Origin of the sequence: Streptomyces sp. NPDC048565 (genome assembly GCF_040650935.1) — a bacterium.
In the GTDB taxonomy this organism is placed as follows: Bacteria; Actinomycetota; Actinomycetes; order Streptomycetales; family Streptomycetaceae; genus Streptomyces.
On sequence record NZ_JBEZIH010000008.1, the window covers coordinates 57,811 to 83,654 of the forward strand.

General features: G+C 71.2%; 21 protein-coding genes, 1 pseudogene and 1 riboswitch. Of the genes and pseudogenes, 7 read left to right on the forward strand and 15 right to left on the reverse strand.

What is annotated here, in order from left to right; all coding sequences use genetic code 11:
- Window positions 1–191 precede the first annotated feature (191 nt).
- From AB0C75_RS12255 to AB0C75_RS12290, 8 genes are all read right to left on the reverse strand, one after another.
- Window positions 192–887, reverse strand: a complete 696-nt coding sequence (locus tag AB0C75_RS12255; protein ID WP_362889735.1) for a transglycosylase family protein — start codon at window positions 885–887, stop codon at window positions 192–194.
- Window positions 888–1,057, reverse strand: a riboswitch (cyclic di-AMP (ydaO/yuaA leader).
- Between the two features lie 290 nt (window positions 1,058–1,347).
- Complete coding sequence (locus AB0C75_RS12260) at window positions 1,348–2,322, reverse strand: transglycosylase family protein (RefSeq protein ID WP_362889737.1); 975 nt, start codon at window positions 2,320–2,322, stop codon at window positions 1,348–1,350.
- A 105-nt stretch (window positions 2,323–2,427) separates the two neighbouring features.
- Entirely contained in the window at window positions 2,428–3,771 is a 1,344-nt protein-coding gene (locus tag AB0C75_RS12265) for a cytochrome P450 (RefSeq protein ID WP_362889739.1), read from the reverse strand.
- Entirely contained in the window at window positions 3,768–4,763 is a 996-nt protein-coding gene (locus AB0C75_RS12270; protein WP_362889741.1) for a nucleoside triphosphate pyrophosphohydrolase, read from the reverse strand. The genes AB0C75_RS12265 and AB0C75_RS12270 overlap by 4 nt, the downstream gene beginning before the upstream one ends.
- A 29-nt stretch (window positions 4,764–4,792) precedes the next feature.
- The gene (locus AB0C75_RS12275; RefSeq protein ID WP_362889743.1) at window positions 4,793–5,449 is read right to left on the reverse strand and encodes a SurA N-terminal domain-containing protein; all 657 of its coding nucleotides are present in this window, start codon (window positions 5,447–5,449) and stop codon (window positions 4,793–4,795) included.
- A gap of 184 nt (window positions 5,450–5,633) precedes the next feature.
- Complete coding sequence (locus AB0C75_RS12280) at window positions 5,634–7,238, reverse strand: serine/threonine-protein kinase (RefSeq protein ID WP_362889745.1); 1,605 nt, start codon at window positions 7,236–7,238, stop codon at window positions 5,634–5,636.
- Window positions 7,235–7,882, reverse strand: a complete 648-nt coding sequence (locus tag AB0C75_RS12285; RefSeq protein WP_362889747.1) for a hypothetical protein — start codon at window positions 7,880–7,882, stop codon at window positions 7,235–7,237. Before AB0C75_RS12285 ends, AB0C75_RS12280 begins: the two co-directional genes overlap by 4 nt.
- Before the next feature lie 97 nt (window positions 7,883–7,979).
- Entirely contained in the window at window positions 7,980–10,088 is a 2,109-nt protein-coding gene (locus AB0C75_RS12290) for an N-6 DNA methylase (protein ID WP_362889749.1), read from the reverse strand.
- Window positions 10,089–10,283: 195 nt separating this feature from the next.
- Here AB0C75_RS12290 and AB0C75_RS12295 point away from each other — a divergent pair, with 195 nt between their 5' ends.
- A complete protein-coding gene (locus AB0C75_RS12295; protein WP_362889751.1) occupies window positions 10,284–11,111 on the forward strand; it encodes a DUF4352 domain-containing protein in 828 nt (275 codons plus the stop codon).
- Between the two features lie 13 nt (window positions 11,112–11,124).
- Here AB0C75_RS12295 and AB0C75_RS12300 read toward each other — a convergent pair whose 3' ends face one another.
- On the reverse strand, window positions 11,125–11,880 hold the full coding sequence (locus tag AB0C75_RS12300) for an HNH endonuclease family protein (RefSeq protein WP_362889753.1): 756 nt from the start codon (window positions 11,878–11,880) through the stop codon (window positions 11,125–11,127).
- 145 nt (window positions 11,881–12,025) lie between these two features.
- The gene (locus AB0C75_RS12305) at window positions 12,026–12,907 is read right to left on the reverse strand and encodes a hypothetical protein (protein WP_362890073.1); all 882 of its coding nucleotides are present in this window, start codon (window positions 12,905–12,907) and stop codon (window positions 12,026–12,028) included.
- Between the two features lie 122 nt (window positions 12,908–13,029).
- Here AB0C75_RS12305 and AB0C75_RS12310 point away from each other — a divergent pair, with 122 nt between their 5' ends.
- Window positions 13,030–13,617 (forward strand): TetR/AcrR family transcriptional regulator, encoded by a 588-nt coding sequence (locus AB0C75_RS12310; RefSeq protein ID WP_362889755.1) that lies wholly within the window; start codon window positions 13,030–13,032, stop codon window positions 13,615–13,617.
- 8 nt (window positions 13,618–13,625) lie between these two features.
- Here the strand turns inward: AB0C75_RS12310 and mfd are convergent, their stop codons facing one another.
- On the reverse strand, window positions 13,626–17,156 hold the full coding sequence (mfd, locus tag AB0C75_RS12315) for a transcription-repair coupling factor (protein WP_362889757.1): 3,531 nt from the start codon (window positions 17,154–17,156) through the stop codon (window positions 13,626–13,628).
- 180 nt (window positions 17,157–17,336) lie between these two features.
- On the opposite strand from mfd, the gene AB0C75_RS12320 reads away from it, so the two are divergent.
- Both AB0C75_RS12320 and AB0C75_RS12325 read left to right on the forward strand, forming a co-directional pair.
- Window positions 17,337–17,582 carry a type II toxin-antitoxin system prevent-host-death family antitoxin gene (locus AB0C75_RS12320; protein ID WP_362889759.1) on the forward strand — a complete coding sequence of 82 codons (246 nt, stop codon included), beginning with the start codon at window positions 17,337–17,339 and terminating at the stop codon, window positions 17,580–17,582.
- Entirely contained in the window at window positions 17,579–17,953 is a 375-nt protein-coding gene (locus AB0C75_RS12325; RefSeq protein WP_362889761.1) for a type II toxin-antitoxin system VapC family toxin, read from the forward strand. The genes AB0C75_RS12320 and AB0C75_RS12325 overlap by 4 nt, the downstream gene beginning before the upstream one ends.
- Window positions 17,954–18,043: 90 nt before the next feature.
- Here the strand turns inward: AB0C75_RS12325 and AB0C75_RS12330 are convergent, their stop codons facing one another.
- Both AB0C75_RS12330 and AB0C75_RS12335 read right to left on the reverse strand, forming a co-directional pair.
- Window positions 18,044–20,623, reverse strand: a complete 2,580-nt coding sequence (locus AB0C75_RS12330) for an FtsX-like permease family protein (RefSeq protein ID WP_362889763.1) — start codon at window positions 20,621–20,623, stop codon at window positions 18,044–18,046.
- On the reverse strand, window positions 20,620–21,408 hold the full coding sequence (locus AB0C75_RS12335) for an ABC transporter ATP-binding protein (protein WP_362889765.1): 789 nt from the start codon (window positions 21,406–21,408) through the stop codon (window positions 20,620–20,622). Before AB0C75_RS12335 ends, AB0C75_RS12330 begins: the two co-directional genes overlap by 4 nt.
- A 347-nt stretch (window positions 21,409–21,755) precedes the next feature.
- On the opposite strand from AB0C75_RS12335, the pseudogene AB0C75_RS12340 reads away from it, so the two are divergent.
- Both AB0C75_RS12340 and AB0C75_RS12345 read left to right on the forward strand, forming a co-directional pair.
- A pseudogene (locus AB0C75_RS12340) lies at window positions 21,756–21,959 on the forward strand (MFS transporter); the annotation flags it as partial.
- Window positions 21,960–22,248: 289 nt separating this feature from the next.
- On the forward strand, window positions 22,249–22,551 hold the full coding sequence (locus AB0C75_RS12345; protein ID WP_362889767.1) for a WGxxGxxG family protein: 303 nt from the start codon (window positions 22,249–22,251) through the stop codon (window positions 22,549–22,551).
- A 102-nt stretch (window positions 22,552–22,653) separates the two neighbouring features.
- Here AB0C75_RS12345 and AB0C75_RS12350 read toward each other — a convergent pair whose 3' ends face one another.
- Window positions 22,654–24,114, reverse strand: a complete 1,461-nt coding sequence (locus AB0C75_RS12350) for an MFS transporter (protein ID WP_362889769.1) — start codon at window positions 24,112–24,114, stop codon at window positions 22,654–22,656.
- 171 nt (window positions 24,115–24,285) lie between these two features.
- On the opposite strand from AB0C75_RS12350, the gene AB0C75_RS12355 reads away from it, so the two are divergent.
- Window positions 24,286–24,741 (forward strand): MarR family transcriptional regulator, encoded by a 456-nt coding sequence (locus AB0C75_RS12355; RefSeq protein ID WP_362890075.1) that lies wholly within the window; start codon window positions 24,286–24,288, stop codon window positions 24,739–24,741.
- Between the two features lie 32 nt (window positions 24,742–24,773).
- On the opposite strand, the gene AB0C75_RS12360 is transcribed toward AB0C75_RS12355, so the two are convergent.
- Entirely contained in the window at window positions 24,774–25,673 is a 900-nt protein-coding gene (locus AB0C75_RS12360; protein ID WP_362889771.1) for a cellulose-binding protein, read from the reverse strand.
- Between the last annotated feature and the right edge of the window lie 171 nt (window positions 25,674–25,844).

Genomic DNA, 25,844 nt, shown 5'->3' on the forward strand with positions numbered 1-25,844 from the left:
GCTCCGTCGGCCGTGCGCCCGTCTCCTGGGACGAAAAAGGACCCAAGGATCCACATTCCGGGCAAAGCTCAAAAATTCTACGGCGAGCGACCGTCGGCCCGGCGTGCGGGGGGTCAGCACGCCGGGCCGGGTCTCCGGGGCAGGAGGAACACCCCGGGCTGTTTCCGACTCCTTCGGATGGAGCCGCTCGCCTACTTCAGGTGGAGCTGCTGCCCCGGGAAGATCAGGTCGGCGTCGTCGACGATGTCGTCGTTGAGCTTGAAGAGCTTCTCCCAGCCGCCGTCGACCTTCTTCGCACCGGCGATCTTGCTGAGGGTGTCGCCGGCCTTCACCTTGTACTCGCCGTCACCCTTCTCGACCTTGTCGCCGGTCGGCGTGGTGACGGTCTTCTCGGGGGCGGCGCGCTTCTCGCTGCGCGTGGTGGGCTGCTCGGCCGTGCGCTCCTGCGTGGCCTGCGGGTCCGTGTCGCCGTTCTTCGCGGAGGAGCCGGTGTCGACGCCCGGGTCCACACCGTCGTTCGTCAGACCGCCGGCTCCGGCGCAGGACCAGGCACCCGGGCCCTGGATGTCGAGGAGCTTCTCGGCGGCGGCTATCTGCTGGTCCTTGGTGGCCAGGTCGGCGCGGGAGGCGTACTGCGTGCCGCCGGCGGCCGCCCAGCTGGACTGCGAGAACTGCAGACCGCCGTAGTAGCCGTTGCCGGTGTTGATGGACCAGTCGCCACCCGACTCGCACTGGGCGACGGCGTCCCAGGTGTCGACGGAGGCGGCGGAGGCACCGGTCGCACCCATCAGCGGGACGGCGACAGCGGCGCCGGCGACACCGGCCAGGGTGGCGACACGGACGGCCTTGGACGGGCGACGGTGCTTGCCCTTGCTGGAAAGCAGCATGGTTCTCCTCACCGACGCCTACGAGGTGAGCTGTCGGGTTCGGGCTGTGAGTGTGCCCGGTCGTCCTACTCGCGGACGACTTCACCCCTAGCCGCACTCCACCCGTCTTCCGACGGCCGGGTCCGGCGCTTACCTGGGTCCCCCGCTCCTGCCTACGGCGCTTTACGCGTCGGTTCCCTTCGGCCGACGGCAGGATTCGGCGTGACGGTCGAAGGTGCCCGCGGTGCGAGCGGCTCCGACCGTAAACACACGCAACCCCCACATTCAAAGATGGACATAACGACCAATCAGCCCGTACCGGTCCGCCCAGATGGACCGTTTTCGCAGGTCGGAGCCAAAATGGACGGACCGGACGGACCGGGCGCCGCAGTTGAAGCAAAGAGACCCATGTCTCACTTACACATAAGTGGACATAGGCCTCTGAACTACCCCTGATTTTGGGGCGTTTTCCCGTTTTTGATCACTTGAGGCCGAGGAGATCCAGGCTCTGGCCGGGAAGGATCAGGTCCGGGTCGGAACCCAGCTCGTCCCTGTTGGCCTCGTAGAGCGCCGTCCAGCCACCGGAGAGGTCCTGCGCCTCGGCGATCGCCCAGAGGTTGTCGCCCTCGCGGACGGTGTACGCCCCCTCGGCGCCCTGACGCGCGTCGGATTCGCCGCGCGAGGCGTGCCGGCCGGACTCGCGCCCGTCACCCTGCTCCGCGCCCGCCTCGGGGGCCGGGGTGCCGCGGTGCTTGCCGGCCTTCGCCCCGTCATCCTTCGACGTGTCGGAGGAGCCGGTGGCCTCCGGGGACGGAGTCGCGGACGGTGAGGCGCCCGCTTCGTCGTCCTCGTCCGAGCCGCTGCCCTTGTCCGTCGCGTCGCCGGAAGCGTCCTTGCCCGCCTCGCCCTTCGCATCGGATTCGTCCGAGTCATCCGAGTCGCCGGATCCATCCGTTTCGTCCGCAGGGTCCGCGGAGTCCGCCGGGTCCGTCGCCTCGGACGAGGGGGTTTCGGACGGGGTCGCCGTGTCCGAGGGGTCTGCGGAGGACTCGTCGCCCGGGTCCACCCCCGGCAGCGTCCCGTCCAGGGCGAGCCCGGAGATCACCGCGCAGCTGGACCATGCCTGCGGGCCCTTGTCGTCCAGCACCTTCTCGGCGACCGCGATCTGCTGCGAGCGGCTGGCGAGGTCGGCGCGGGACGCGTACTCGGTGCCGCCGTAGTCGAACCAGGTGTCCTGCGAGAACTGCAGGCCGCCGTAGCGGCCGTTGCCGAGGTCGGCACTCCACACGCCACCACTCTCGCATTCGGCGACCCGGTCCCAGGTCGACGCGTCAGCGGCCTGCGCGCCACCGGCGCCGAGGAGCGGGATGGCAATGGCCGACCCGGTGACGCCTGCGGCGACGACGATGGCGGGTGCCTGGCGAGGGCGGCGGTGTCTGCCGTTCGCGGAGCCCATGGGATTGCCTTCCGTGTGACTGACATGTGACGGGTGAGTCGAACGGTGAACCTAGCCGTACTCGAACGTGTGTCACAAGTCGATGCAGCGGAGATCACGTCAAAGTCACAGAGTTGACTGATTGTCACCTTTCTCGGTCGGATCCCCGGGAGTGAACTCCACGGGAAGTGTGCGCAGTCCACGCATGATGAGCCCGCCGCGCCAGCGCAAATCGGCAGGTTCCGCAGCGAGCCGCAGGTCGGGGAGGCGCCTGAGCAGTGTCGCCAGGGCCGCCTGCCCCTCCAGCCGGGCCAGCGGCGCCCCCAGGCAGTAGTGAATGCCGTGCCCGTATCCGAGGTGCTGATTGTCACTCCGCGCAAGGTCCAGGGTGTCCGCATCCTGGAACCGCTCCGGGTCCCGGTCGGCGGCGGCCAGCACCACGAGGACCGGGTCCCCGGCCGCGATGTCCTGCCCTCCCAGCCTCACGGGCTCGGTGGCGTAACGCCATGTCGCGAGCTCCACCGGACCGTCGTAGCGCAGCAGCTCCTCGATCCCGGTGGCGAGCAGTTCGGTCTCCCCCGCGGCCAGCGAGCGCTCCAGGCGCTCACGCTGCGAGGGGTTGCGCAGCAGCGCGTAGGTGCCGTTGCCGATGAGGTTCACGGTCGTCTCGAAGCCGGCGAAAAGGAGGATGAAGGCCATCGCCGCCGCCTCGTTCTCGCTGAGGTGCTCACCGTGGTCGCTCGCCCGGATCAGCCCGGAGATCAGGTCGTCGCCGGGATTCTCCCTTTTACGGTGGATGAGTTCGGCGAGATAGCCGCGCATCTTCTTGACCGACCTGGCCACCCCGCCACGCGGCCCGCCGCCGTGCCGGATCATCATGCCGGCCCAGTCGCGGAAGTCGTCCTGGTCCTCCCGGGGCACGCCCAGCAGGTCACAGATCGCGTAGATGGGCAGGGGGAACGCGAAGTCATGGATGAGGTCCGCCTTCCCCTCCTCGATGAACGAGTCGATGAGGCGGTCCGTCAGCTCCTGCACACGCGGCGCGAACTCGGCGACCCGGCGCGGAGTGAACGCCTTGGAGACGAGCCGGCGCAGCCGGGTGTGGTCGGGCGGGTCGATGTTCAGCAGATGCGTCATCAGCTCCGCCTTGCGCTCGCCAGGAATGCCCGTCTTGCCCTTGGCGTTCGCGGAGCCCGCGTGGTGGGCCGGGTTCTTGGAGAGCCGGGTGTCGGCGAGTGCCTGCCTGGCATCGGCGTAACGGGTCACCAGCCAGGCCTCCACACCGCTCGGCAGCTGCGTGCGGTGCACGGGGCTGTGCTCGCGGAGCCAGGCGTAGGCGGGGTACGGGTCGGTGGCGAACTCCCAGGTGAAGAGTTCGGGTGCGGGTGAGGCTTCGGGGGCGTGTGCGGCCTCCGGTGCCGGATGAGGTGCCGCGTCGGGTGCGGGGGTCTTCCCGGGGCAGTCGTTCACTCCTCGACGCCGTCGGGAGCGGCCCCGGGACCGCCGAGGCCCTCAGCCGTCCGGATCGCGTCCCGGTAGGCGCGGGCGGCCTCCCGCAGGGCGGCCTCGGGGTCGGTGCCGTCCTGCTCGGCCCGTACGGCGATAGCGAGCAGCTGGTGGCCGACGCCCCCGCCTTCCGGGAGCGGGGCGTCGAGGCCCGCCGTGCGCACCCTGCTGCCGAGCTTGGCGGCGAGCGCGAGACCGGGCTGGCCGAGCGGCACCCCGTCGGTGACCGACGCGCGCTGCTTCTCGATCGCCTTCGTACGGAGCCAGTGCGCGTGGACGTCCTCCGGGGTCTCGGCGGTCTCGTCGCCGAACACGTGCGGATGACGGTGGATCAGCTTCTCGACGATCGTGGCCGCGACGTCGTCGATGCCGAACGGCTCGTCCTGGTCCTCCTGGGCGATACGGGCGTGGAAGACGACCTGGAGCAGTACGTCGCCGAGTTCCTCGCGCAGCTCCTCACGGTCGCCGTCCTCGATGGCCTCGACCAGCTCGTACGCCTCCTCGATGGCGTACTTCGCGAGGCCCTTGTGGGTCCGCTGCGACGTCCAGGGGCATTCGAGCCTGATCCGGTCCATGACCTGCACCAAGTCCAGGAGCCGGGCACCCGGCAGGTCGTACGAGCCGGGCAGCAGCTCCAGGTCCGGCATCTGCACCCGGCCCGAGCCGCCGAGCCTGGCCAGGCCGTCGGTGAGCCGCTGGTCGCCCTCGCCGCCCACCAGCAGCACCACGGTCCTGCCACCCGCGCAGTCGTCCACCAGCTCGTCGGCCGACGGCGCGGTGTGCTCCACGGCCACCCCCGCGTCCCGAAGGTACGGCAGCTGAGGGTGGTCGGGCTCGGCACACAGCACCCGGTCGGCGGCGTGCAGCGTCTGCCAGGCGGGCCAGGACAGCAGACCGGGGGCGACCCGGTGGCTGGCGGTGAGCAGGACGATACGGCCGGGGTCTTGAGTGTTCACCACCCGAACCTACTCCCGGGTGGGGCGGGTCAGGCGTCCGCCTCCGGGTCCTGTCCCTGGACGGGTGTGACCTGGGTGATCCACGGGGCCTTGTAGGTGCTGAGCTGGACCTTCCGGTCGTCCCAGCTGCCGTAGCGCGGGTTGACGTCGATGTGCAGCGCCTTCGACGCCTCGGTGAGGTTCTCGCCGACGGCCTGTACCCCGGCGGGGCTCTGCAGGTCGGCGCCGATCTTCCGGGCCAGCTTCTGGAGCTGGGCCTCCTGGCGCAGGCTCGCCTCGATCTGGCCGGGCGCCACCCAGCGCTGCTCCAGCATGCCCGCCTGCACCGCCTCGTCCCCGCCTGACTGCGCGGCGGCCTGGCCGCGGAGCTCCTGGATCTCCTTACGGCTGACGCTCACCCCGGCGTCCTTCGCCGCGCGGTCCAGGACCCGTCCGAAGATCAGGCCGGACAGCTTGACCCGGGCCAGCTGGCCCGACTTGGTCACCAGCTCCTCGGAGTGCTCGGAGCCCTGCTGCGCGCTGCGCACATCGGCCGCCTCCGCCTGGACCGTGGCCACGTCGATACGGTCGCCGCCGACCACGGCCGCGGCGCCTGGATGGGCCTCGCTGCCGCAGGCGGTCAGGAGCGGAGCCGCGAGGAGTGCTGCGGCGGAGAGGGCGAGCGCGGTGCGACGTCGGCGGTGCAAAGGAGCCTCCCGGGGAGATTGTGCATCAGTGCACAAAGCCTTGCGATGATCGATGTTAGGCAGTGGACGTGATTCGGGCCACCGCTTCGACCAACGATTTCCGGACCGGTCGGTGCGGGGCCGCGGGCGAAATCCCTCCCGATCGGGCGTCCTCGGCCTCGCCCCCCGCTTCTCTCCCCCCGCCTCACACCGAGCCGCGTACGTCCCGGTGGTGGGTCAGTCGCCGTCGGAGCTCCGTGGGCAGCGGGTGGTGCGGGCCGTAGACGCGCTCCGCGTCGTACAGCAGGGCCTGCAACTGGGCGCGGCCCGCCGCGTGGTCGCCCACCCCGAGCAGGAGGTGCCCGATGCGATGGCGGATGTCGAAGGCCCGGCCGGGTCCTGAGGTCGTCGCGTAGCTGTTCTCGTAGAAGGGGAGGACGGCGCGGTACTCGGCGAGCGCGGCGGCCGCCTCGCCGAGCTGTTCGAGGCACTGCGCGGCGTCGTAACGGAATTGCAGCGTCTGGGAGTCGGCGGGGCCCGCCTCCGCGGCGCGGTCGTCGGCGAGGCGACGGAGCTCGGGGAGGGCGCGGCGGTACTGGCCGTCGTCCATCAGCGTGGCCGCGTACTGCTTGCGCAGGATGCGGACGACCGGTGAGTGTTCGCCGTGCTCGACGGCGGCGGCCGGGAGGATCCCGCCGAGGATGTCGACGGCCTGGGTGATGCGGCCCTCGCCGAGCAGCCGCTTCACGTCGTCGACGGCCTGCGCGACGTTCGGCCGGTCGGCCGGCGGCTTCGTCGGCTGGGCGGGTAGCTGCACGGCGGGTGCCTGTGTGGTGGATGCCTGTGCGGCGGGTTCCCGCTGGGTGGGGGCTGCCGCCGGTGCCGGGGTGGCCGGCCTGTCGGGCCAGGGGGCCTGTGGGCGCAGGAAGGGGCGGGTCGGGTCGAGGGGCCCGGCCGGTGTGCCGCCGGCGGGCAGCAGGGGCCGCAGGGACTCGTAGACCTCCTGGGCGGAGTCGGGGCGGTCCTGCGGGTCCTTGGCGAGCAGCCGCAGGACGAGCGCTTCGAGCGCCTCCGGGACCTCGGGCCTGAGCTGCCTGACCGGGAGCGGCGGCTCGTAGAGATGGCGGTGCAGGACGCCCAGGGCGGTGGACCCGGAGAACGGCACGTCACCGCTGAGGAGTTCGTGCAGGAGCACGCCGAGGGCGTACAGGTCGGTGTACGGGCCGACGGCGCCGCCCATCGCCTGCTCGGGGGCCATGTAGGCCGGGGAGCCGATCGGTGAGCCCGTGTGTGTCAGGCGCGTGGTGTCGGTGTCCATGACGGAGGCGATACCCAGGTCGAGCACCGTGAGGGTGCCGTCGGGCTTCACCATCGCGTTGCGGGGCTTCAGGTCGCGGTGGACGATCGGCACGGCGTGCACGGCGGAGAGCACCGCGCACAGCTGGGCGGCGACCGCCACGGCCCAGGGCCACGGATAGGGGTCCTGCTCGGCGAGATGGTCGGCGAGGTCGGCGCCCTCGACGTACTGCATGACGAGGTAGAGGTCGTCGCCGTCGCTCCCCGCGTCGTGGACGGTGACAAGACCGGGGTGGTCGACCTGCGCGGTGACCCGGCACTCGCGGACGAATCTGCGGCGCAGCTCCTCGGCGGCGTCGCTGCCGGAGGGGCCGGCGACCCGGTCGGGGCGCAGCAGCTTCACCGCGACCCTGCGGTCGAGGCGCTCGTCGTACGCCGTCCAGACCTGCCCCATGCCGCCCTGGCCGAGGATGGTGGCCAGCTGGTAACGCCCGGCGATGACCCGCCCGTTCACTTACTGTCACCCTCCTTGCGGAGGTAGTCGCTCAGCTCGTCGAGCTCGGCGCGCACCTGGTCGAGGCGCTGAGGGGCGGTTCTCGGCCCCTCGGCGGGCGTGCCGGGCGGCGCGGACGTGGGCGGCGTCGGGGCGGAACCCGGCTGCGGGGCGGGCGGATAGCCGTAGGAAGGGGACTGGGGCGACGGGGTGGACCGGAACGCGGGCGCCGCCCCCGGCTGCCCGGCGCCGTACGGGCCGGCGTACGGGTTGGCCTGCGGGCCGGCCTGCGGGCCCACGGACGGGCCTCCGGGCAGGCCGCGGGGCCGGGCGAAGTGCCGTATGTCCGCGTACAGGTAGTAGGCGACCGTGCCGACGACGACCAGGAACATCCAGAGGCCACTCAGGGTCCCCTCGCTGTCCTTCATCATCTCGCCTTCGTCCGGCAACGACCCGACGTACCCCATGAGGCCGATGTTCAGCGCCAGCACAAGGCCGAACAGCCACCAGTCGCGCTGCCTGCGCGTGACGATCGCCAGCCGCAGCATCGCCGCCCAGGCAAGGAACCCGCAGCTCAGTACGGTGAGTGACGCGAAGACCACGCGCAGCGTGACCAGTGTGGACGAGGACGGGCGACGCTCCGGCGGATAGCCGTAGCCGTGCATGCGCTGCTCCCGGAGGGCGTGGATCGGACGTGTGCAGTGAGCGTATACACCGGTACGGACAACCGGGCCGGGGTTGTGCACAACGTTGTGCTTCACATCACTCCGGAGCGACCGATCCGTCCGTGAGCCCGTCGTACATCCCCTGCACCAGCTGCCCACCGAGCCGCCCCGCCACGCGGAGCGCCTCCTCGAATGCGGCGAGGGCGCTGAACTGCTCACCATACTTGCGCTGTTCGTCCAGCGGCAGGCGCGGCACCCGCAGCCGGCGGGCGTCGAGCCGTGTCGCGGACGAGGCATAGCTGCTGGCCTGCCGGTTGTTCGCGGTTCCCCGCAGGAAACCGGCGAGGAACCAGGGATCGAGGGCCGCGGGATCGGGGCGCAGCAGCTGGAGGTTGCGGCCGAGCGCCGCCCCGGCGGTGGCCCCGTCGACGACTCTGGCGACCGAACCGCCCCCGACCAGCGGGACGATGACGTCGCCGGATTCCAGCAGGAGCGGCTCGTCCTCGGGGCTCGCGGCCGGTGTGGAGGGCGTACCGCTGGGGGCCGTACCGGCGAGGACGTCGTGCTCGGTGAGGACCGGCACCGTGCCGCTGCCGCCGGAGCCGGTCCGCAGGTGCAGGGCGCCTGTCCTGGCCAGTTCACCGACGGTGGTGAAGGGCCTCCTGGCCGGTTCTCCCGCGGTGGCGGGCGGCGGGGTGAGCCGGGCGGTCAGCTTCAGGGTGTCGTCCAGCCGTTCGCGTACGCGGACCAGCTCCGCAGCGCCGCCGCCGGCGGCCGGGGGCGGCAGATGGCGGGCGGGGGCCAGGTCCACGTCGTCGTCGAGGAGTTCGATGACGGGGACGGCCCGGCTGGTCCCCGGCTGCTCCTCGACGGGTTCGCGGCGCCCCGGCACGTCGAAGGGGTTCCACGCGTCGAGCACCGTGCCGCGTACCGCCGGCCAGTCCAGCCGGTCACGGCCCGACGGGGCGCCGGCGGGATCGGGCTCCGCCGCGTCGACGACGAGCAGTTCGGGTGCGGGGGAGTGTTCGGCGCCCGGCCTGCGGAGGACCCAGATGTGGAGCGGGATGCCGTAGGGCGGTGCGGCGCCGGCGGGGAGCGCGATGACGGCACGGAGGGCGCCGCGGCGCAGCAGATCGGCGCGGATCCTTCGACCGGAACGGCGGGACGCGGCGGCCGGGGGCATCAGCACCACGGCGGTGCCGCCATCGCGTAGATGAGCCAGGGCGTGCTGCACCCAGGCCAGTTCGGAATCGGTGCGGGCGGGGAAGCCGTACTCCCAGCGTGGGTCGTAGGCAAGGTCGTCGTGGCCCCAGTTGCGTTCGTTGAACGGCGGGTGGCAGAGCACCGCGTCCACGGTGAGCCCCGGGAAGGCGTCGGCGCGCAGGGTGTCTCCGGTCCGCACGGCGAGCGTGGGCCCGTCGGCTCCGTTCCCCGCGGAGTGCAGGGCGAGCCGGAGCGTGGTGAGCGCGGCCAGGTCGGGATCGGCCTCCTGGGCGTGGAGCGCTGTGGGCCGGCCGACGGCACACAGCAGGGCGCCGGTTCCCGCGGCGGGGTCGAGGACCGCGCGGGGGCCCTTCCTGCCGCCCTGCCGGGCGGCGGCGTCCCTGGCCGGCATCGCGAGGTCGGCCATCAGCTCGGCGAGGCCGGGGGGCGTGAGTGTGTACTGGCGCGGGTTGGCGTCAAGTTGCCGGCCGAAGAGGAAGTCGAAGGCGCGCCTGGCGCCGGTCTCCGCCGCCAGTTCGGCCGCTGCGCGCAGCAGCGGGACGGACGGCAGGAGGGCGGACGCCGTGGGCGTGGGGAATACCCGCCCCGCTCCGAGGCGGTCCGTGAGCACATGGTCCAGGGCGCCGGGCAGCACGCTCGCCATCCGGGCGTCCGAGACGGCGGTGATCTCCAGCCAGGCGGTGGGTCTGTCCCGGACGAGCAGCAGGGCGCACCCGGCATGGACGAGTGCGGTCACGGCGCCGTCGGGGTGACCGGCCACCTGCTGCCAGACCCGCTCGCGCAGCGGGACCTCGGCGAGCTTGCCCTGGTCGCGCAGCCACTGTTCGACCTCGGGCAGCGCGAAGGAGGGGCTGGCCTCGGTGCCCCCTGAGGGCTTGGGGAAGTCGGCGTGACGACGGCGCCAGTTACTGACGGCCGCGCGTCCGACGCCCGCGAGTCTGGCGATTCCGGCCGCGGTCACCTCGGTGGAGTTGTCCGGCACTGGCCTGCTCCCGTTCCGCGCATGTCGGTGTCGCCTGCTGTGTGTGGTCGAGCATACCAATCCACCCGAGTCATCGGTTCACACGATTAGACGTGTTGACTCGATTCACAGCGAATGTTCTTATTAGCCTGGCATTCACAGCTCCACCATGAATCCCCGCTCACCGTCCCCACTCTTCACCGAAAGGGCACACCCATGTCCCAGTACACGCAGCCGCAACAGCCCCAGCCCCAGCAGCCCTACGCCCCCGGACACGCCCCCGGCACCCACCCCGCCCGCAACGGCCTCGGCACCGCCGCACTCGTGCTCGGCATCATCGGGACGGTCTCGGGGCTGATCCCCTTCTTCTTCTGGCTCGCGGGGATCCTCGGCCTCATCGCCCTGATCCTGGGCCTGGCCGGCCGGGGCCGCGCCAAGCGCGGAGAGGCCACGAACAAGGGCGTGACGACGTTCGGCGCAGCCCTCGGCCTTGTCTCGCTGATCCTGTCGGTCGTCGGAGCGGTCCTGACCTTCAAGGCCGTGGACGACGTGGTGAGCGACATCAACAAGGCGGTCGCGAACAGCTCGGCCTCCGCGAAGCCGGCCTCCGGCGAGAACGCGGCCGACGACAAGGACGGCACCGACAGCGAGGCCGACGCTCTGCGTGAGGGCGACTCCGCGGCGTACGACGACGGCCTGGAGATCACCGTCGGCGCCCCTGCCCCGTACACCACCGACGGGTTCACGGTCGGCCACACCAAGGGCAACAGCGCCTACACGGTCTCGATCGTCATCGAGAACAAGGGCAAGGAGAAGTTCGACGCACTGCTCGTCAGCGTCGACGCCCGCGCCGGCGAGGACGGTGTGAACGCCGAGCAGATCTTCGACGGCAAGATCGGCGAGGGCTTCTCCGGCACCGTCCTTCCGGGCAGGAAGATCACCGCGAAGTACGCCTTCGACGCCCCGGCCGACGCCAAGAACCTCACCGTCGAGGTCGCCCCAGGCTTCGAGTGGGACGCGAGCCAGTGGGATCTGAGGCTCTGACGGCCCGCGCCGCTCAGCGGGTGGGCGCCTCCGTGGGGTTACCGCCCGTGGGCAGCTCCTGGCCGGAACACCCGGCCAGGACCTTCGTCATCGCCTCTTGTTCGGCCCGCGTCACCCACAGCTCGTACTTCTTCTTGACCGCGACCTGCCCCGCCACATACGTGCAGCGGTAGTCCTTGTTGGGCGGCAGCCAGGTCGCGGTGTCCCCGTCGCCCTTGCGGCGGTTGGTGGACGAGTCCGCCGCCACCAGGTTGAGCGGGTCGTTCGCGAAGGCCCGCCGCTTGCCGTCGCTCCACTTCTGAGCGCCCTTCTGCCACGCGTCGGACAGTGCGACAAGGTGGTCTATGTCCACCTTGCTCGCTCCCCGCCGGAACGCGATACGCGTCCCGGTGTACGGGTCGGGGTCGAGCACGCCCTTGAGGACCTTGCAGCCGTCGGCGTCCCTGGAGACGGCGTCGAGCTGGGCGGCCAGTATGTCGTCGCGGGTTCCGCAGCCGTTGCGGTCGGTGTCCAGCCAGGCGGACCCGAACGCGCTCCTCTCGTACCCGGTCTTGGGCGCACGGCCCTTCACCGTCAGCCCCTCGGCGGCCCGCAGCGCCGAGCCGGCGGCCGCTGTGGTGTCGGGGGTCCGCGAGGAGTCCGTCGGGTCCCCCAGCTCGTCGCAGCCGGTCAGGGCGAGCGCGCCCGTCAGAGCCAGCCCGAGGACGGGGAGCAGGCGGTGCCGGGGGTTCAGGGGGCCGTGGCTGCGTACAGCATGAGGAGGCGTCACAACGGTTCAGCGTATGCGGCGCGAAAACCGCCGGCGAAGGGGGCATTGCCGGCGCGCACCGGCAGAGCGGGCGGTCGGGCACGGCGCGTGCGCGAGGGCGCACAGCCATCCACCCGCCCGAACGCCCCGCCCCTCTCGGGCCGTCCTACACCTTGCCGATCCCCAGCGTCGTCTCGGACGGCAGCAGGCCCGAACTGATCGCCTCCACCCACAGCGGACCCAGCAGCTCCGCGAGCCGCTCCCGGCCCTCGGTGCCGAGGGCCTCCCAGGGGCCCGCGGCGCTCTCGTCCGTACGCCGCTCCACCTCGGCGCGCAGCGCCCGCCCGGCGTCCGTGGCCGTCCCGTCCGGCTCCAGCAGCCCGCGTGCCGCGAGGCGTTCACGGGCGGCGTTCCACTCGGCGGGGCTCCACCCCCGGCTCTCGAACACCTCGGGCCTGGCCGCTCCGATCGCCGCGAACGACACCAGCGACTCCACCGGGTCGAGACCCGCCGCGACCAGCGCCGCGACATGGCCGTCGCCCCGGTGCTCCCGCAGGATCGTGGCCGCGTGCCACAGCACCAGGTGCGGTGCGTCGGGCCAGGGCAGGGCCGCGTTGGCCGCGGCGAGCGGCCGCCCCGCGACATCGGCGGCCTCCGCCGCCCGCCGGGCGAGCGCGGCGGCCTCCGCGAGCTCCGGGCCGTCCACCCGGTCACCGAGCAGCGCACGGTACGCGCGGTCGACGGCCCGCTCCCGGGCATCCAGCACGGCCCGCGGCCCGGCCACGCCCCAGCCGGCCGGGACATACCTGCCGACCATCGCCGGGCTGAAGCTGTGGAACAGGGCCCCCACCCGGTCGGCACTCACCTGGTCCACGCCCGCCGCCCCGAGCGGCGCCGCCCGCCACACGAAATAGCTGGGCCACCGCTCGTCCGTGGCGTACCCGAGGGCGGCGGCCTCATCGAACACCTCCGGCGCGTAGTAGAAGACGGCGTGCAGCGGCTCCAGCAGGTGCCACATCTGACGTACGTGCCCCAGCTCGTCGGTCATGTCCCCGGTCTCCCCGTCATCCTGGACTGTGTCGAAACTTGCCATCGGCTAGATCCTTGGCCCAGCATGCGACCCACTCCCGGAACTTGTCAATGACTAAATACCGCGTACCGTTGGCTCCCATGAGCAACGAGGGCACCTACCACCACGGCGACCTGCGGCGGGCGGTCCTGACGGCCGCGCTCGACGTCATCGCGGCCGACGGCCCCGACGCCCTGTCCCTGCGCGGCCTGGCCCGCCGGGCCGGGGTCTCGCACGCCGCTCCGGCTCACCACTTCAAGGACCGCGCCGGCCTGCTCACCGCCGTCGCCGCCGAGGGCTACGCACTCTTCGCCGACGCCCTGACGGCCGCCCCCGACCTCCAGGAACGAGGCGTGGCCTACGTACGGTTCGCCGTCACGCACCCCGCGCACTTCCAGGTGATGTTCCGCCCGGAACTGCACCGCGCCGACGACACCGCCCTGCTCGCCGCGAAAGCCCGCGCCACCGAGGCGCTACGCGCCGGCGTCGACGGCCTGCCCGACACGGCAGGCGGCGCTGACGCCCGCCTCACCGGCGTCGCCGCCTGGTCCCTGGCCCACGGTTTCGCCACGCTGCTGCTGAGCGGCAACCTCTCCGACGCCCTCGCCGACCGCACCCCCGAGTCCGCCTTCCGCTCCCTGACGGGGCTGATCCTCACTCCTCGGGACGAGGGCCACGACGGCCGATAGCCGGCGTCCTACGACCCCAGGATCGTCGTGAGGAACTCCCCGGTCCACGAGAGGAGTTCGCGGCCCACCACCGGCTTGCCGCCGATCCGGCCCGCCGTCGGGCGCGGTACCAGGATCTGGTGCGCGGCCGGCTTGATGACCGTCTTCGGGTGCAGCCGCTTCAGCCGCAGCTCCTGCGACTCCCTCAGCTCCACCGGCGCGAAGCGGATGTTCGGCCCCTGGAGCACGATCTCGCCGACCCCGCAGGCCCGCGCCAGCATCCGCAGGCCCGCCACCAGCAGGAGGTTCTCCACCGGCTCCGGCAGCTTGCCGTAGCGGTCGGTGAGCTCCTCGCGCACCGCCCTGATGTCCTCCTCGGAGTTCGCGGAGGCGATCGAGCGGTACGCCTGGAGGCGCAGCCGCTCTCCCGGGGCGTAGTCGTGCGGGACGTGCGCGTCGACCGGAAGCTCGATCTTGACCTCCAGCGGCGGTTCCTCCTCGACCGTGCCGTCCACCGCCGCGCGGTAGTCCGCCACCGCCTCGCCGACCATCCGGATGTACAGATCGAAGCCGACACCCGCGATATGACCGGACTGCTCACCGCCGAGCATGTTCCCGGCGCCACGGATCTCCAGGTCCTTCATGGCCACGTACATGCCCGCGCCCATCTCGGTGTGCTGGGCGATCGTCGCCAGACGCTCGTGCGCGGTCTCGGTCAGCGGCTTCTCCGGCGGATACAGGAAGTAGGAGTAACCCCGGTCCCTGCCACGGCCGACACGGCCGCGCAGCTGGTGCAGCTGGGACAGACCGAAGTTGTCACCGCGCTCGACGATCAGCGTGTTGGCGTTGGAGATGTCGATGCCGGACTCGACGATCGTCGTCGAGACCAGCACGTCGAACCGCTTCTCCCAGAAGTCGACGACGACCTTCTCGAGCTGGCTCTCCCCCATCTGCCCGTGGGCCGTGGCGATCCGCGCCTCGGGCACGATCTCCCGCAGCCGCGCCGCGGCCCTGTCGATGGACTCGACCCGGTTGTGGATGTAGAACACCTGGCCCTCACGCAGGAGTTCACGCCGCACGGCCGCGCCGATCTGCTTCTCCTCGTACGGCCCGACGAAGGTGAGGACCGGGTGCCGCTCCTCCGGAGGCGTCGTGATCGTCGACATCTCCCGGATGCCCGTCACCGCCATTTCGAGCGTACGGGGGATGGGCGTCGCCGACATCGTGAGCACGTCCACGTTGGCCCGCAGCTTCTTCAGCTGCTCCTTGTGCTCGACACCGAAGCGTTGCTCCTCATCGACGATGACCAGGCCCAGGTCCTTGAACTTCGTCTCCGACGAGAACAGCCGGTGCGTGCCGATGACCAGGTCCACGGACCCGTCCTTCAGCCCTTCCAGCGTCGCCTTGGACTCGGTGTCCGACTGGAAGCGGCTCAGCGCCCGCACCTTGACGGGGAACTGCGCGTACCGCTCGGTGAACGTGCCGAAGTGCTGCTGGACCAGGAGCGTCGTGGGCACGAGGACCGCGACCTGCTTGCCGTCCTGGACCGCCTTGAAGGCCGCGCGCACCGCGATCTCCGTCTTGCCGTACCCCACGTCGCCGCAGATCAGCCTGTCCATCGGGACGGACTTCTCCATGTCCTCCTTGACCTCGGCGATCGTGGACAGCTGGTCGGGCGTCTCCGCGTACGGGAAGGCGTCCTCCAGCTCCCGCTGCCACGGGGTGTCGGGGGCGAAGGCGTGGCCGGGGGCCGCCATCCGCGCCGAGTACAGCTTGATCAGGTCGGCGGCGATCTCCTTGACCGCCTTCTTGGCCCGCTGCTTCGTCTTCGTCCAGTCGGCGCCGCCCAGCCGGTGCAGGGTCGGGGCCTCCCCACCGACGTACTTGGTGACCTGCTCCAGCTGGTCGGTCGGGATGTAGAGACGGTCCCCGGGCTGCCCGCGCTTGGCGGGGGCGTACTCGACGAGGAGGTACTCGCGGGTCGCGCCCTGCACGGTGCGCTGCACCATCTCGATGTAGCGGCCGACACCGTGCTGCTCGTGGACGATGTAGTCGTTCGCCTGGAGGGTCAGCGGGTCGACGGACTTGCGGCGGCGGGCCGGCATCCGCCCCAGGTCCTTGCTGGCGGTGCGCTGGCCGGTCAGGTCCGTCTCGGTCAGCACGGCCAGCTTCAGCCCCGGGTCCACGAAGCCGTTGTCGATGGCTCCGCACGAGACATGGACGAGCGACGGCGTGATCTCGGCCAGGTCCTGGTCGAGGCGGGCCGCGATGCCCTCGCCGCCGAGCACCTCGACCGTGCGCGAGGCGGGGCCCTGTCCCTCGGTGACGTACACCGTGCGCCAGCCATCGGCCAGCCACCCCTTGGTGTCGGCGAGCGCCCGCGCGGTGTCGCCGCGGTACGCCTCAGGGGCGTGCATCCCGAGCTTCAGGGAGTCCCCGTCCACCTCCTCGTCGGCGGCGAACGGGGAGGTGGACCACCACATCATTCCCAGCTCACGGGCCCGGTCCCGGACATCGGCGATGCCCCACAGGGAGGCCGCGCCGACATCGATCGGGGCCTGGCCGCCGCCCGCCGTCGCCGCCCAGGACGCCTGGAGGAACTCCTGGCTCGTCGCGACGAGGTCGGCCGCCCTGGTCCGCACCCGCTCCGGGTCGCAGACCAGCGTCATCGAGCCCTCCGGCAGGACGTCGAGCAGCAGCTCCATCTCGTCCACGAGCACCGGAGCGAGGGATTCCATGCCCTCGACCGCGATCCCCTCCGCGATCTTCCCCAGCAGTTCCCCCAGCTCGGGGTGGGCCTCCGCGAGGACCGCGGCCCGGCCGCGTACGTCGTCGGTGAGCAGCAGCTCACGACAGGGCGGCGCCCACAGCCCGTGCTCGGCGACCTCCAGGGAACGCTGGTCGGCGATCTTGAAGTAGCGGATCTCCTCGACGTCGTCGCCCCAGAACTCCACCCGCAGAGGGTGCTCTTCGGTCGGCGGGAAGACGTCCAGGATGCCGCCGCGCACGGCGAACTCCCCGCGCTTCTCGACCAGCTCCACGCGGGCGTACGCCGCTGCCGCGAGCGCGTCCACGACCTCGCCCAGATCCGTGCTCTGCCCGCTGCTCAGCGCGACGGGCTCCAGGTCGCCGAGCCCCTTGACCTGCGGCTGGAGCACGGAGCGTACCGGCGCGACGACCACGCTGACCGGCCCGGTCTCCGGGTCGTCCTGCCGGGGGTGCACAAGGCGCCTGAGCACGGCGAGGCGGCGGCCCACGGTGTCCGAGCGCGGCGAGAGCCGCTCGTGGGGCAGGGTCTCCCAGGAGGGGAACTCCGCCACGGTGTCGGGGGGCAGCAGGGTCCGCAGCGCGGCCGCCAGGTCCTCGGCCTCCCGGCCGGTCGCGGTGACGGCGAGCACCGTACGCCGGGCCTCACGGGCCAGCGCGGCCACGGCGAAGGGCCGCGCGGCGGGCGGGCCGACCAGGTCGACATGGGCCCGGTGGCCGTCGGAGGCGGCCTTCACCGCTTCTTCGAGCGCCGGGTCGGTGACGACGACATCCAGCAGACCGTGCAGGCTCATGAAGTTCCGTCCGGTGTGGCGAGTGAGCAACGCGAAGGGCCCGACACGTGGGACGGGCCGGGGTCTCCAGCGTACGACGCCGGTGTGTCACTCGCGCGAGGGAACGCCGTTGTCCGTACGGCGGCAGCCGGGCTAGCCTTAGTCTTAAGTTAGTCCACCCTGTCCCCCTGTGAGGCAGTCATGGAAGCAGCCCGGCAGTACAACGTGCACGAGGCCAAGACCCACTTCTCGCGCATACTGCAGCAGGTGGAGACCGGCGAGGAAGTCGTGATCAGCCGGGCGGGGGAACCCGTCGCGAAGGTCGTGCCCCTTCGGTCCAAGGTCAACCGGACCGACTACGGCGCGCTCCGGGGACAGATCCATATCCCGGAGGACTTCGACGAACTCCCCGACGACATCGCCGAAGCCTTCGGGATGCGTGGATGAGACTCCTTCTCGACACACACGTCGTTCTGTGGTGGCTCAACGCCTCACCGGAACTTGCCGAGGACACCAGGGAGCTCCTGCGCACCGAATCCGAGGTCTACGTGAGCGCCGCCACGCCGTGGGAGATTGCGATCAAGCAGAGCATCGGGAAGCTGGTAGGCGCCCCGGACCTCGCCGAGCGTGCCAGAGACATGCAGTTCAGGCCATTCCCGATCACCGCCGAGCACGGCGTCAAAGCCGGCCGACTCCCCCCGTTCCACAGTGACCCCTTCGACCGCATCCTCGTCGCCCAGGCCCAGACCGAAGGGCTGACCCTCGTCACCCGCGACAAGTGGATCCCCCAGTACGACGTGCCGGTCATGCACGCCTGACGACGGCGGGGGCCGGACACGATCCGGCCCCGGAGCGTTTGGAGGAACGCCCCGGGGCCGGGTCTGGTCAGTCATCCTACGACGGCTCCGTCACCCGTCCGTGGCGATCGCGTTCAGGACGTTCATCCTGCCTGCCCGGAACGCCGGGACCAGCGCCGCGAACAGTCCGACGAAGGCCGAGGCGACGAACACCGTGAGGATCGTCGGCCACGGGATCTCCAGGACCCCGAGCCCCTCCAGGGCCAGCAGCTTCTGGGCCGAGGTGCCCCAGCCCATGCCCAGGCCGAGACCGAGCAGCGCGCCGAACAGGGCGATGACGACGGACTCAAGACGGATCATGCGCCGCAGCTGGCGACGGGAGAGGCCGATCGCCCGCATCAGGCCGATCTCGCGGGTCCGCTCGACCACCGACAGGGCCAGGGTGTTCACCACACCGAGCACCGCGACGATGATCGCGAGCGCGAGCAGGCCGTAGACGATGTTCAGCAGCTGGCCGATCTGGTCCTTGAGGTCCTGCTTGAAGTCGGCCTGGTTCTGCACGTTGTACTGCGGGTACTCGGCGAGCGCGCCCTTGACGGCTGCGTACGCCTCCTTCTCCTTGCCGTCCTGTGCCTTGGCGAACATGGCCACGTTGTTCGGCATCTTGTCGGCGGGGACATAGGACTCGGCGGTCGTGGTGGAGACGTAGTTCATGCCCTTGTCGACGGCCACGTCGTCCGAGGTGATCGCGGCGACCTCAAGCTTCGCCGTCCCGCCTGCCTTGAACGCGACGGTGATCTCGTCCCCGAGCTCGATCCCGTGCTCGGTGGCGTACGCGTCGCCGACCGACATGGCGTCCTTGCCGTAGGCCTTGGCCAGGTCACCGGAGACCGTCGTGCGCCGCAGGTCCTGCTGGTAGGTCGGGTCGGCTGCGACGACTCCGCCGTCCTCCGTCGAACCGTCCGGTGCCGTGAGCTTCGCGCTGATGTCCTTGTAGCTCGTGACGTGATCCATGCCGGGAGCGGTCTCCAGCCCCTTCGCGGCCTGCGGCACGATCGGCTGGCCGGTGTTCGACTGGACGATGAAGTCCGCGCCGACCGACTTGTCCAGCTCGTCGGTGGCCGATGCGACCATGGACGAGCCGACGACCGACAGGCACGCCACCAGGGCCAGGCCGATCATCAGGGCGGCGCCGGTCGCCCCCGTACGCCGGGGGTTACGCAGCGCGTTGCGCTCCGCCAGCCGCCCGACCGGGCCGAACAGCCGCAGGACGACCAGGCCGAAGACCCGCACGACCGCACCGGCGAGCAGCGGGCCGATCACGATGAAACCGACGAGGGTGAGGAGCACACCGAGGCCGAGGTACATCGAGCCCTCGCTCGCCTCGTCCACCCGTGTCGTCGCCCACAGACCCGCGGCGCCCGCGCCCGTGAGGACCAGGCCGATCACCGCGCGGACCCAGCCGGACCTGGCGTCCGCCGGGGTCCCCGCGTCCCGGAGCGCGGCCATCGGGGAGACCTTGCCGGCCCGGCGGGCCGGGATGTACGCGGCGAGGACGGTGACGACGATGCCGAGCGCGAGACCGACGGCGGGTGTCGTCCAGGCGATCGTGAGGTCGTCGGTGGACAGCTCCATGCCGACGGCGCCCATGACCTTCATCAGCCCCACGGCGAGACCGATACCGGCCGCGACGCCCAGGACCGATCCGACGATGCCCAGGAGCACCGCCTCGACGAGGACGGAACGGTTGACCTGCTTGCGGCTGGAACCGATCGCCCGCATCAGGCCGATCTCGCGGGTCCGCTGGGCGACCAGCATCGAGAAGGTGTTGACGATCAGGAAGATGCCGACGAGCAGGGCGATCCCGGCGAAGCCGAGCATCGCGTACTTCATGACGTCCAGGAAGGAGCCCATGGAGTCCTTGTCGGCGTCCGCGGCCTCCTTCTGCGTCTGCAGCTTGTACGTCGCCGGGTCACCCAGGGCGGCGGCGACGTTCTTCTTCAGCTCCGCGTCGGCGACACCGGGTTCGGCGGTGACCGCGATGTGCGTGAAGAGATCGGGCCCGCCCAGCAGCTTCTGCTGTGCGGTGGCGGTGTCGAGGAAGACGATGGCCGCGCCGGGGTTGGTCACGGTGAACGAGGCGATACCGGTGACCTTCGTCGTGACGTCACCGGTGACGGCGATGGTGCGCACCTCGTCGCCGAGCTTCAGGTGGTGCCTCTTCGCGGTGTCACCGTCGATCATGGCCTCGGTCGGGCCGCGTGGGGCGTGACCCGAGGTGATCTCCATGGAGCGCAGTTCGTTCTTCGTCCAGTTGCCCGCGATGGTCGGGGCACCGGTCTCGGATCCGAGGTTCTTGTTGTGGCTGTCGACGAGGGTGACGGCCATGCTGCTGACGCCGCCCTCGGCCGCCTTCACCCCGTCCACGCCGGCGACCTCGGCCACGGCGGACGCGGGGAGCGCCTCGGGCTTGCCGTTCTCCGGGATGTCATCGGACGTGGCCGTCTTCGGGCTGACCGTGACGTCGGCGGACGTCGCCGCGAAGAGCTTGTCGAAGGTGGTGTTCATCGTGTCGGTGAAGACGAGCGTGCCGCACACGAACGCCACCGACAGCAGGACGGCGACGGCGGAGAGCGCCATCCGCCCCTTGTGCGCGAGGAAGTTGCGCATCGAGGTCTTCCACACGGTCATGACGTCCGCCCGCGTGCGTCGAAGTCCTTCATCCGGTCGAGTACCTGCTCGGCGGTCGGGTTCTTCATCTCGTCGACGATGGAGCCGTCCGCGAGGTAGAGGACCCGGTCCGCGTAGGAGGCGGCCACCGGGTCGTGGGTGACCATGACGATGGTCTGGCCGAGCTCGTCGACCGACCTGCGCAGGAAGGACAGCACCTCGGCACCGGCCCGCGAGTCCAGGTTCCCGGTGGGCTCGTCGCCGAAGATGATCTCGGGGCGGGCGGCGAGCGCCCGGGCCACCGCGACGCGCTGCTGCTGACCGCCGGAGAGCTGTGTGGGCCGGTGCTTGAGCCGCTCGGCCAGACCGACGGTCTCCACGACCTGCCGCAGCCAGGCGGCGTCGGGCTTACGGCCCGCGATGTCCATCGGCAGCGTGATGTTCTCTATCGCGTTGAGCGTCGGGAGCAGGTTGAACGCCTGGAAGATGAAGCCGATCCGGTCCCGGCGCAGCTGCGTCAGCTTCTTGTCCTTGAGGCCGGTGATCTCGGTGTCGGCGAGGTGGATCTGACCTGAGGTCACCGTGTCCAGACCTGCCAGACAGTGCATCAGCGTCGACTTGCCCGACCCGGACGGGCCCATGATCGCCGTGAACTGCCCGCGGACGATGTCCACGTCGACGTGGTCGAGCGCCACGACCCGGGTCTCGCCCGTGCCGTAGGCCTTGACGACCTGCCGCGCTCGCGCAGCAACGGCCGTACGCCCTCCAGTGTCCCCGTGCCTGGGAATGGTTACAGCCGTTGTCACGGTTATTCTCCTATGTCGGTCGATGCGCGGACGTCCCTGTGTACGTACCGAGTCTCGGGTGAAGAGGCCTTCCGGCGCGCTGGTGCACGGCGCAGTCTTCGAGGGGGGTTTCCCCCACCCGTCCCCCTGTGGCCGGCCGCAGGGGGACGGCGTCGTACCGGCCGCCCCCCACGCGCCGGCCGGTACAGGAACACGCTAAGGAACGGGGCACCCGCCTCTCGTCCTCCGGCGGGAGGAACGGCCCCCGGGCCCGACTCCGGTGCTCCCCCTAGGGGGCCGGGCCCCGAGTGCAAGCCCTGAGTAGGGGACCCGCTCTCCGGCCTGCGTCTCCCGTACGGAGCCGCGCGGTGAGACAGCGTCCACCGGCAAGTAGTTTGATCGGCATGGGACTCGCCGCCAACGACGGCACCGTCGTCGCGACAGCCGTGCCGCAGATCGTCGGCGGGTTCTCCGTCTTCTCCTGGCTCTTCTCCGGCTGTCTGCTCGCCGTGACCGTCACCCTGCCGGTGTACGGGAAGCTCCCCGACACCCTCGGCCGGGGGCGGCGGCCCCGTGCGGTCTCCGCGCAGTGGTGCACCTCGCGGCCTGAGTCCGGGTGGGCGTCCTCCGTTCGGCAGGTATGACGTCCGGCAACCGTCGCGGCATATCCGCAGGTGGCGAGGGTGAAGTCGGCCGGAGAGGCTGTGGTTGCGGTTGCGGAGCCGGGCCGGGCGGGGGGTGATGGCCGGGACGCGTCCGGCCCCCGCAGGTGCGCCCGGAGCCCTTGCTCCCCCCGCATCGTGACGGTGACCGGTCAGCGAGCACCCAGCGACGCCTCACCGGAAGAAGAGGAACGACACGATGCGACACACCTCCGCCACCCTCGCCCTCACCGCCGCGCTTCTCCTCGCCCCCGCGGCACCGGCTCTTGCCCAGGCCCCCGCGGGGCAGGTGGCAGCCACCGCCGCGGTCTCCCCCGTCGCCGCGAACGACGACGACAAGAAGGATGACAGCAGTGGCGGATGGGGGCTCTGGGGGCTCGTCGGCCTCCTCGGCCTGGCGGGCCTCATCCCCCGCAAGAAGAAGGAGCACGACGCACCGCGGCGCAACACTCCCGGTGGCGGCCCAACCACGGGCTCCCACCCGACGGACCCGCGTATCTGAGGCAGCCCGCCCCGGTGCCCGGCCTTCGACGCCGAAGTGCCCGGCCTCCACCCCTGTGGGGTCGAGGCCGGGCACTTCGGCGTACGGGAACGCGGGCCGGGATCAGCCCTTGACCGGGGCCGCCTCCGGCGAGACGGCCGTGCCGGCCGTTTCGTCCGGGGCGGTGGCGGAACGGCGGACGGCCGGGATGAACGACGCGATCACCACGGCGACGATGGCGACACCGCAGCCGAACATCAGGCCCGTACGGAACCCGGACTCGGAGGTCAGGGTGAAGCCGCCCATGTCCGTGGTCATCTGGGACAGGAGCGCGCCGATCACGGCGGCGCCGATCGAGGTACCGAGCGAGCGCATGAGGGTGTTGAACCCGTTGGCCGCGGCCGTCTCGGACGCCGGGACGCCGCTCATGATCAGGGCGGGGATGGCCCCGTAGGCGAGACCGACACCGCTGCTGCTGACCATGAGGAACAGCATCAGGCCCCAGGCGGAGCTCATCAGGAGAATCCCGATCCCGTAGGCCGCGGCGATGACCAGCACACCGGAGATCAGCGCGAACTTGGGACCGCGGGCGTCGATGAGCTTCCCGCCGAGCGGGGAGACGATCATCATCATGAGGCCGCCGGGGGCCATCCACAGGCCCGCCGCGAGCATCGACTGGCCCAGGCCGTAGCCGGTGGCCTCGGGGAACTGCAGGAGCTGCGGCGCGATCAGCATGCCGGCGTACATGCCGAAGCCGACGAAGAGCGACGCGATGTTGGTGATGAGCACGCGGGGTCGTGCCGTGGTGCGGAGGTCGACCAGGGGGTCCCTGGTGCGCAGTTCCCAGAAGCCCCAGACGAGCAGCACCACGACGGCGCCGACGAGCAGGCCGAGCGTCGTCGTGGAGGTCCAGCCCCACTCGGCGCCCTTGGAGATGGCGAGGAGCAGACAGACCAGACCGATGGCCAGACCGATGGCGCCGGGCACGTCGAAGCGCTGCCCCTTGGCGCCGGCCGGGACGTCCGGGACCAGGAACCAGATCAGGGCGAAGATGATGAGGGCCAGCACGGCGGAGCCCCAGAACAGCGCCCGCCAGTTCGCGTACTGGGCGACCGCCGAAGCGATCGGCAGGCCGAGGGCGCCGCCGATGCCGAGGGAGGCGCTGACCAGGGCGATGGAGGAGCTCATCTTCTCCTTCGGCACCACGTCACGCAGCAGGGCGATGCCGAGCGGCACCATTCCCATCCCCATCCCCTGCAGACCGCGTCCGACGATCATGGGGACGACGGAGGACGCGAGTGCGCACACCACGGAGCCGACGACCAGCGGCACCGCGCACACGAGCAGCATCCGGCGCTTGCCCAGCAGGTCACCCAGCCGTCCGGAGACCGGCACGCACACCGCGGAGACCAGCAGGGTGGCCGTGATCACCCAGGCGGCGTTGGAGGACGTGGTGTCGAGGAGCTTCGGCAGCTCTCCGATGAGCGGGGTGACCAGGGTCTGCATGATCGCCGCCACGGTGCCCGCGAAGGCGAGCGTGGCGATCACACCGCCTGATCTGGCTGTCGGCTGGGGGGCATCCATAGAGGTGGGACTCCTGACGGGGTTGTTGTCTTGCTTTTTCTGCCGAATATCGATGTGCATCGTACATGTCGAATGTGTCGTACACGTTATGTGCCCAGTACACATCTCATGAGAGCATGGAACGCCGGTGGACGCACGATCGACCCGAGGAAGCAGCAGGAGGCCGCAGGCATGGGCAGGCCCACGGACGACGTGGAGTACGAACAGATGCTGCTCGGGCGTCACGACCTCGCGCACCTCCGTGGCGGACGTCACAAGAACGCCCTCATGGACCGCAGCGCCTACGTCCTGCTGAGCCGCATCCGCGTCCAGGGCCCGATGTCCAACGGCGAACTGAGCGACGCCTTCGGTCTCGACGCCTCCACCCTCAACCGCCAGACCGCAGCGGCGACCCGCGCCGGGCTCGCCGAGCGCATCGCCGACCCCGAGGGCGGCATGGCCCGCAAATTCCGCATCACCGACGAGGGCGTCAGGCTCCTGGACGAGGAACGTGACCGCATCGTGCACGGTCTGGACCGGGTCATGAACGACTGGCCCGACGAGGACATCGCCGCCTTCGCCGGCTACCTCAAGCGCTTCAACAGCGGCATCGAGCAGCTCTCCGAACGCCCCTGGCCACGCCCCTGACCAGGCGTCGCAGCCCTCGCCCCGAGCCGGCCTCAGTCCCGCGCGGGACCCGGCACCGCGCGCCCCGTGAGCGCCGCCAGCGAATTGCGTACGTGCGCCATGTGCGCCTGCACCTCCTCGCGGCCCTCCTCGTGCTCCCGCAGGATCCGCTCGGTCTCCCGCACCACACGCTCCTGGGCCACCTCGGCCCCGGACAGCAGCTCCGCCGCCCGCGCCTCCGCGTCCCGCTGGCCGAGCGCGGCCGTCTCCTCCGCCTCCGCGAGCTCCCGCCGCGCCTGGTCGAGCAGCGCCGCCCCACGGGCCGCCAGCTCCGTCTCACGCTCCGCCACGGCCGCCTCCGCGGCGGCGATCTCGCCGTCCGCGCCCCTGCTCCGCTCGGCGTGCTCCTGCTCCTGGTGGGACAGCACACCCGCCGTACGGCGACGCGTCCCGGCCATCTCCGCCTCCGCGGCCCCGCGCACCTCACCGGCCTCCTGGCGCGCCTCCTCCACCAGCACCCCGGCGGCATCCCGCGCCGCGGCCAGCACCTCATCCGCACCGGCGTCCGCCGCGGCCCGCGCAGCCCCCGCCGACACACGCGCCGACTCCCCGGACTCCTGGCCCGCCGCGACCGCCGCGTCCCGCAGCGCCTGCGCCTCCTCGATCGCGGCCCCCCGCGTCGCCTCGGCCTCCGCCTCGGCCAGAGCCAGGATCCGCTGCGCCCGCTCCCCCAGCGACTGATACGTCTGCGGCGGGAGCGAGGCCACCACCTCGCCCAGCCGCGCCGACTCGGCCACCAGCTCCTCGGCACGCTCCGTCAGCCAGGAGATCCGCTCCAGGGCCTCGTCCCGCTCCGCGGACAGCGAGGCCACCTTGCGGTCCACCTGCTCAGGACGGTAACCACGCCCGCGTACGCCGACGAAACCGTGCGCGGACACCGGTCCACCACTCATCCCTGAAGCCCTCTTTCCCGCTCTTCGACTCCATGACCATGAAGCGATACGTCAAGGATGCGGTAATTGGCCCGGAAGTCGGAATCGATCAGCTGCATTCAGGACCGAAGCGACCCGGATCACAAAACCCCATACAAAAGGCGCCTACCCCATCACAGGGCGAGCGCCTCT

Excerpts from the sequence above, each read along its gene's own strand:
- AB0C75_RS12345 (WP_362889767.1), top strand. The coding sequence starts at position 22,249 with ATGCGACACACCTCCGCCACCCTCGCCCTCACCGCCGCGCTTCTCCTC.
- mfd (WP_362889757.1), bottom strand. The coding sequence starts at position 17,156 with ATGAGCCTGCACGGTCTGCTGGATGTCGTCGTCACCGACCCGGCGCTC.
- AB0C75_RS12295 (WP_362889751.1), top strand. The coding sequence starts at position 10,284 with ATGTCCCAGTACACGCAGCCGCAACAGCCCCAGCCCCAGCAGCCCTAC.
- AB0C75_RS12285 (WP_362889747.1), bottom strand. The coding sequence starts at position 7,882 with ATGCACGGCTACGGCTATCCGCCGGAGCGTCGCCCGTCCTCGTCCACA.
- AB0C75_RS12360 (WP_362889771.1), bottom strand. The coding sequence starts at position 25,673 with ATGAGTGGTGGACCGGTGTCCGCGCACGGTTTCGTCGGCGTACGCGGG.
- AB0C75_RS12330 (WP_362889763.1), bottom strand. The coding sequence starts at position 20,623 with ATGACCGTGTGGAAGACCTCGATGCGCAACTTCCTCGCGCACAAGGGG.
- AB0C75_RS12350 (WP_362889769.1), bottom strand. The coding sequence starts at position 24,114 with ATGGATGCCCCCCAGCCGACAGCCAGATCAGGCGGTGTGATCGCCACG.
- AB0C75_RS12325 (WP_362889761.1), top strand. The coding sequence starts at position 17,579 with ATGAGACTCCTTCTCGACACACACGTCGTTCTGTGGTGGCTCAACGCC.
- AB0C75_RS12255 (WP_362889735.1), bottom strand. The coding sequence starts at position 887 with ATGCTGCTTTCCAGCAAGGGCAAGCACCGTCGCCCGTCCAAGGCCGTC.
- AB0C75_RS12310 (WP_362889755.1), top strand. The coding sequence starts at position 13,030 with ATGAGCAACGAGGGCACCTACCACCACGGCGACCTGCGGCGGGCGGTC.
- AB0C75_RS12260 (WP_362889737.1), bottom strand. The coding sequence starts at position 2,322 with ATGGGCTCCGCGAACGGCAGACACCGCCGCCCTCGCCAGGCACCCGCC.
- AB0C75_RS12320 (WP_362889759.1), top strand. The coding sequence starts at position 17,337 with ATGGAAGCAGCCCGGCAGTACAACGTGCACGAGGCCAAGACCCACTTC.
- AB0C75_RS12305 (WP_362890073.1), bottom strand. The coding sequence starts at position 12,907 with ATGACCGACGAGCTGGGGCACGTACGTCAGATGTGGCACCTGCTGGAG.
- AB0C75_RS12355 (WP_362890075.1), top strand. The coding sequence starts at position 24,286 with ATGGGCAGGCCCACGGACGACGTGGAGTACGAACAGATGCTGCTCGGG.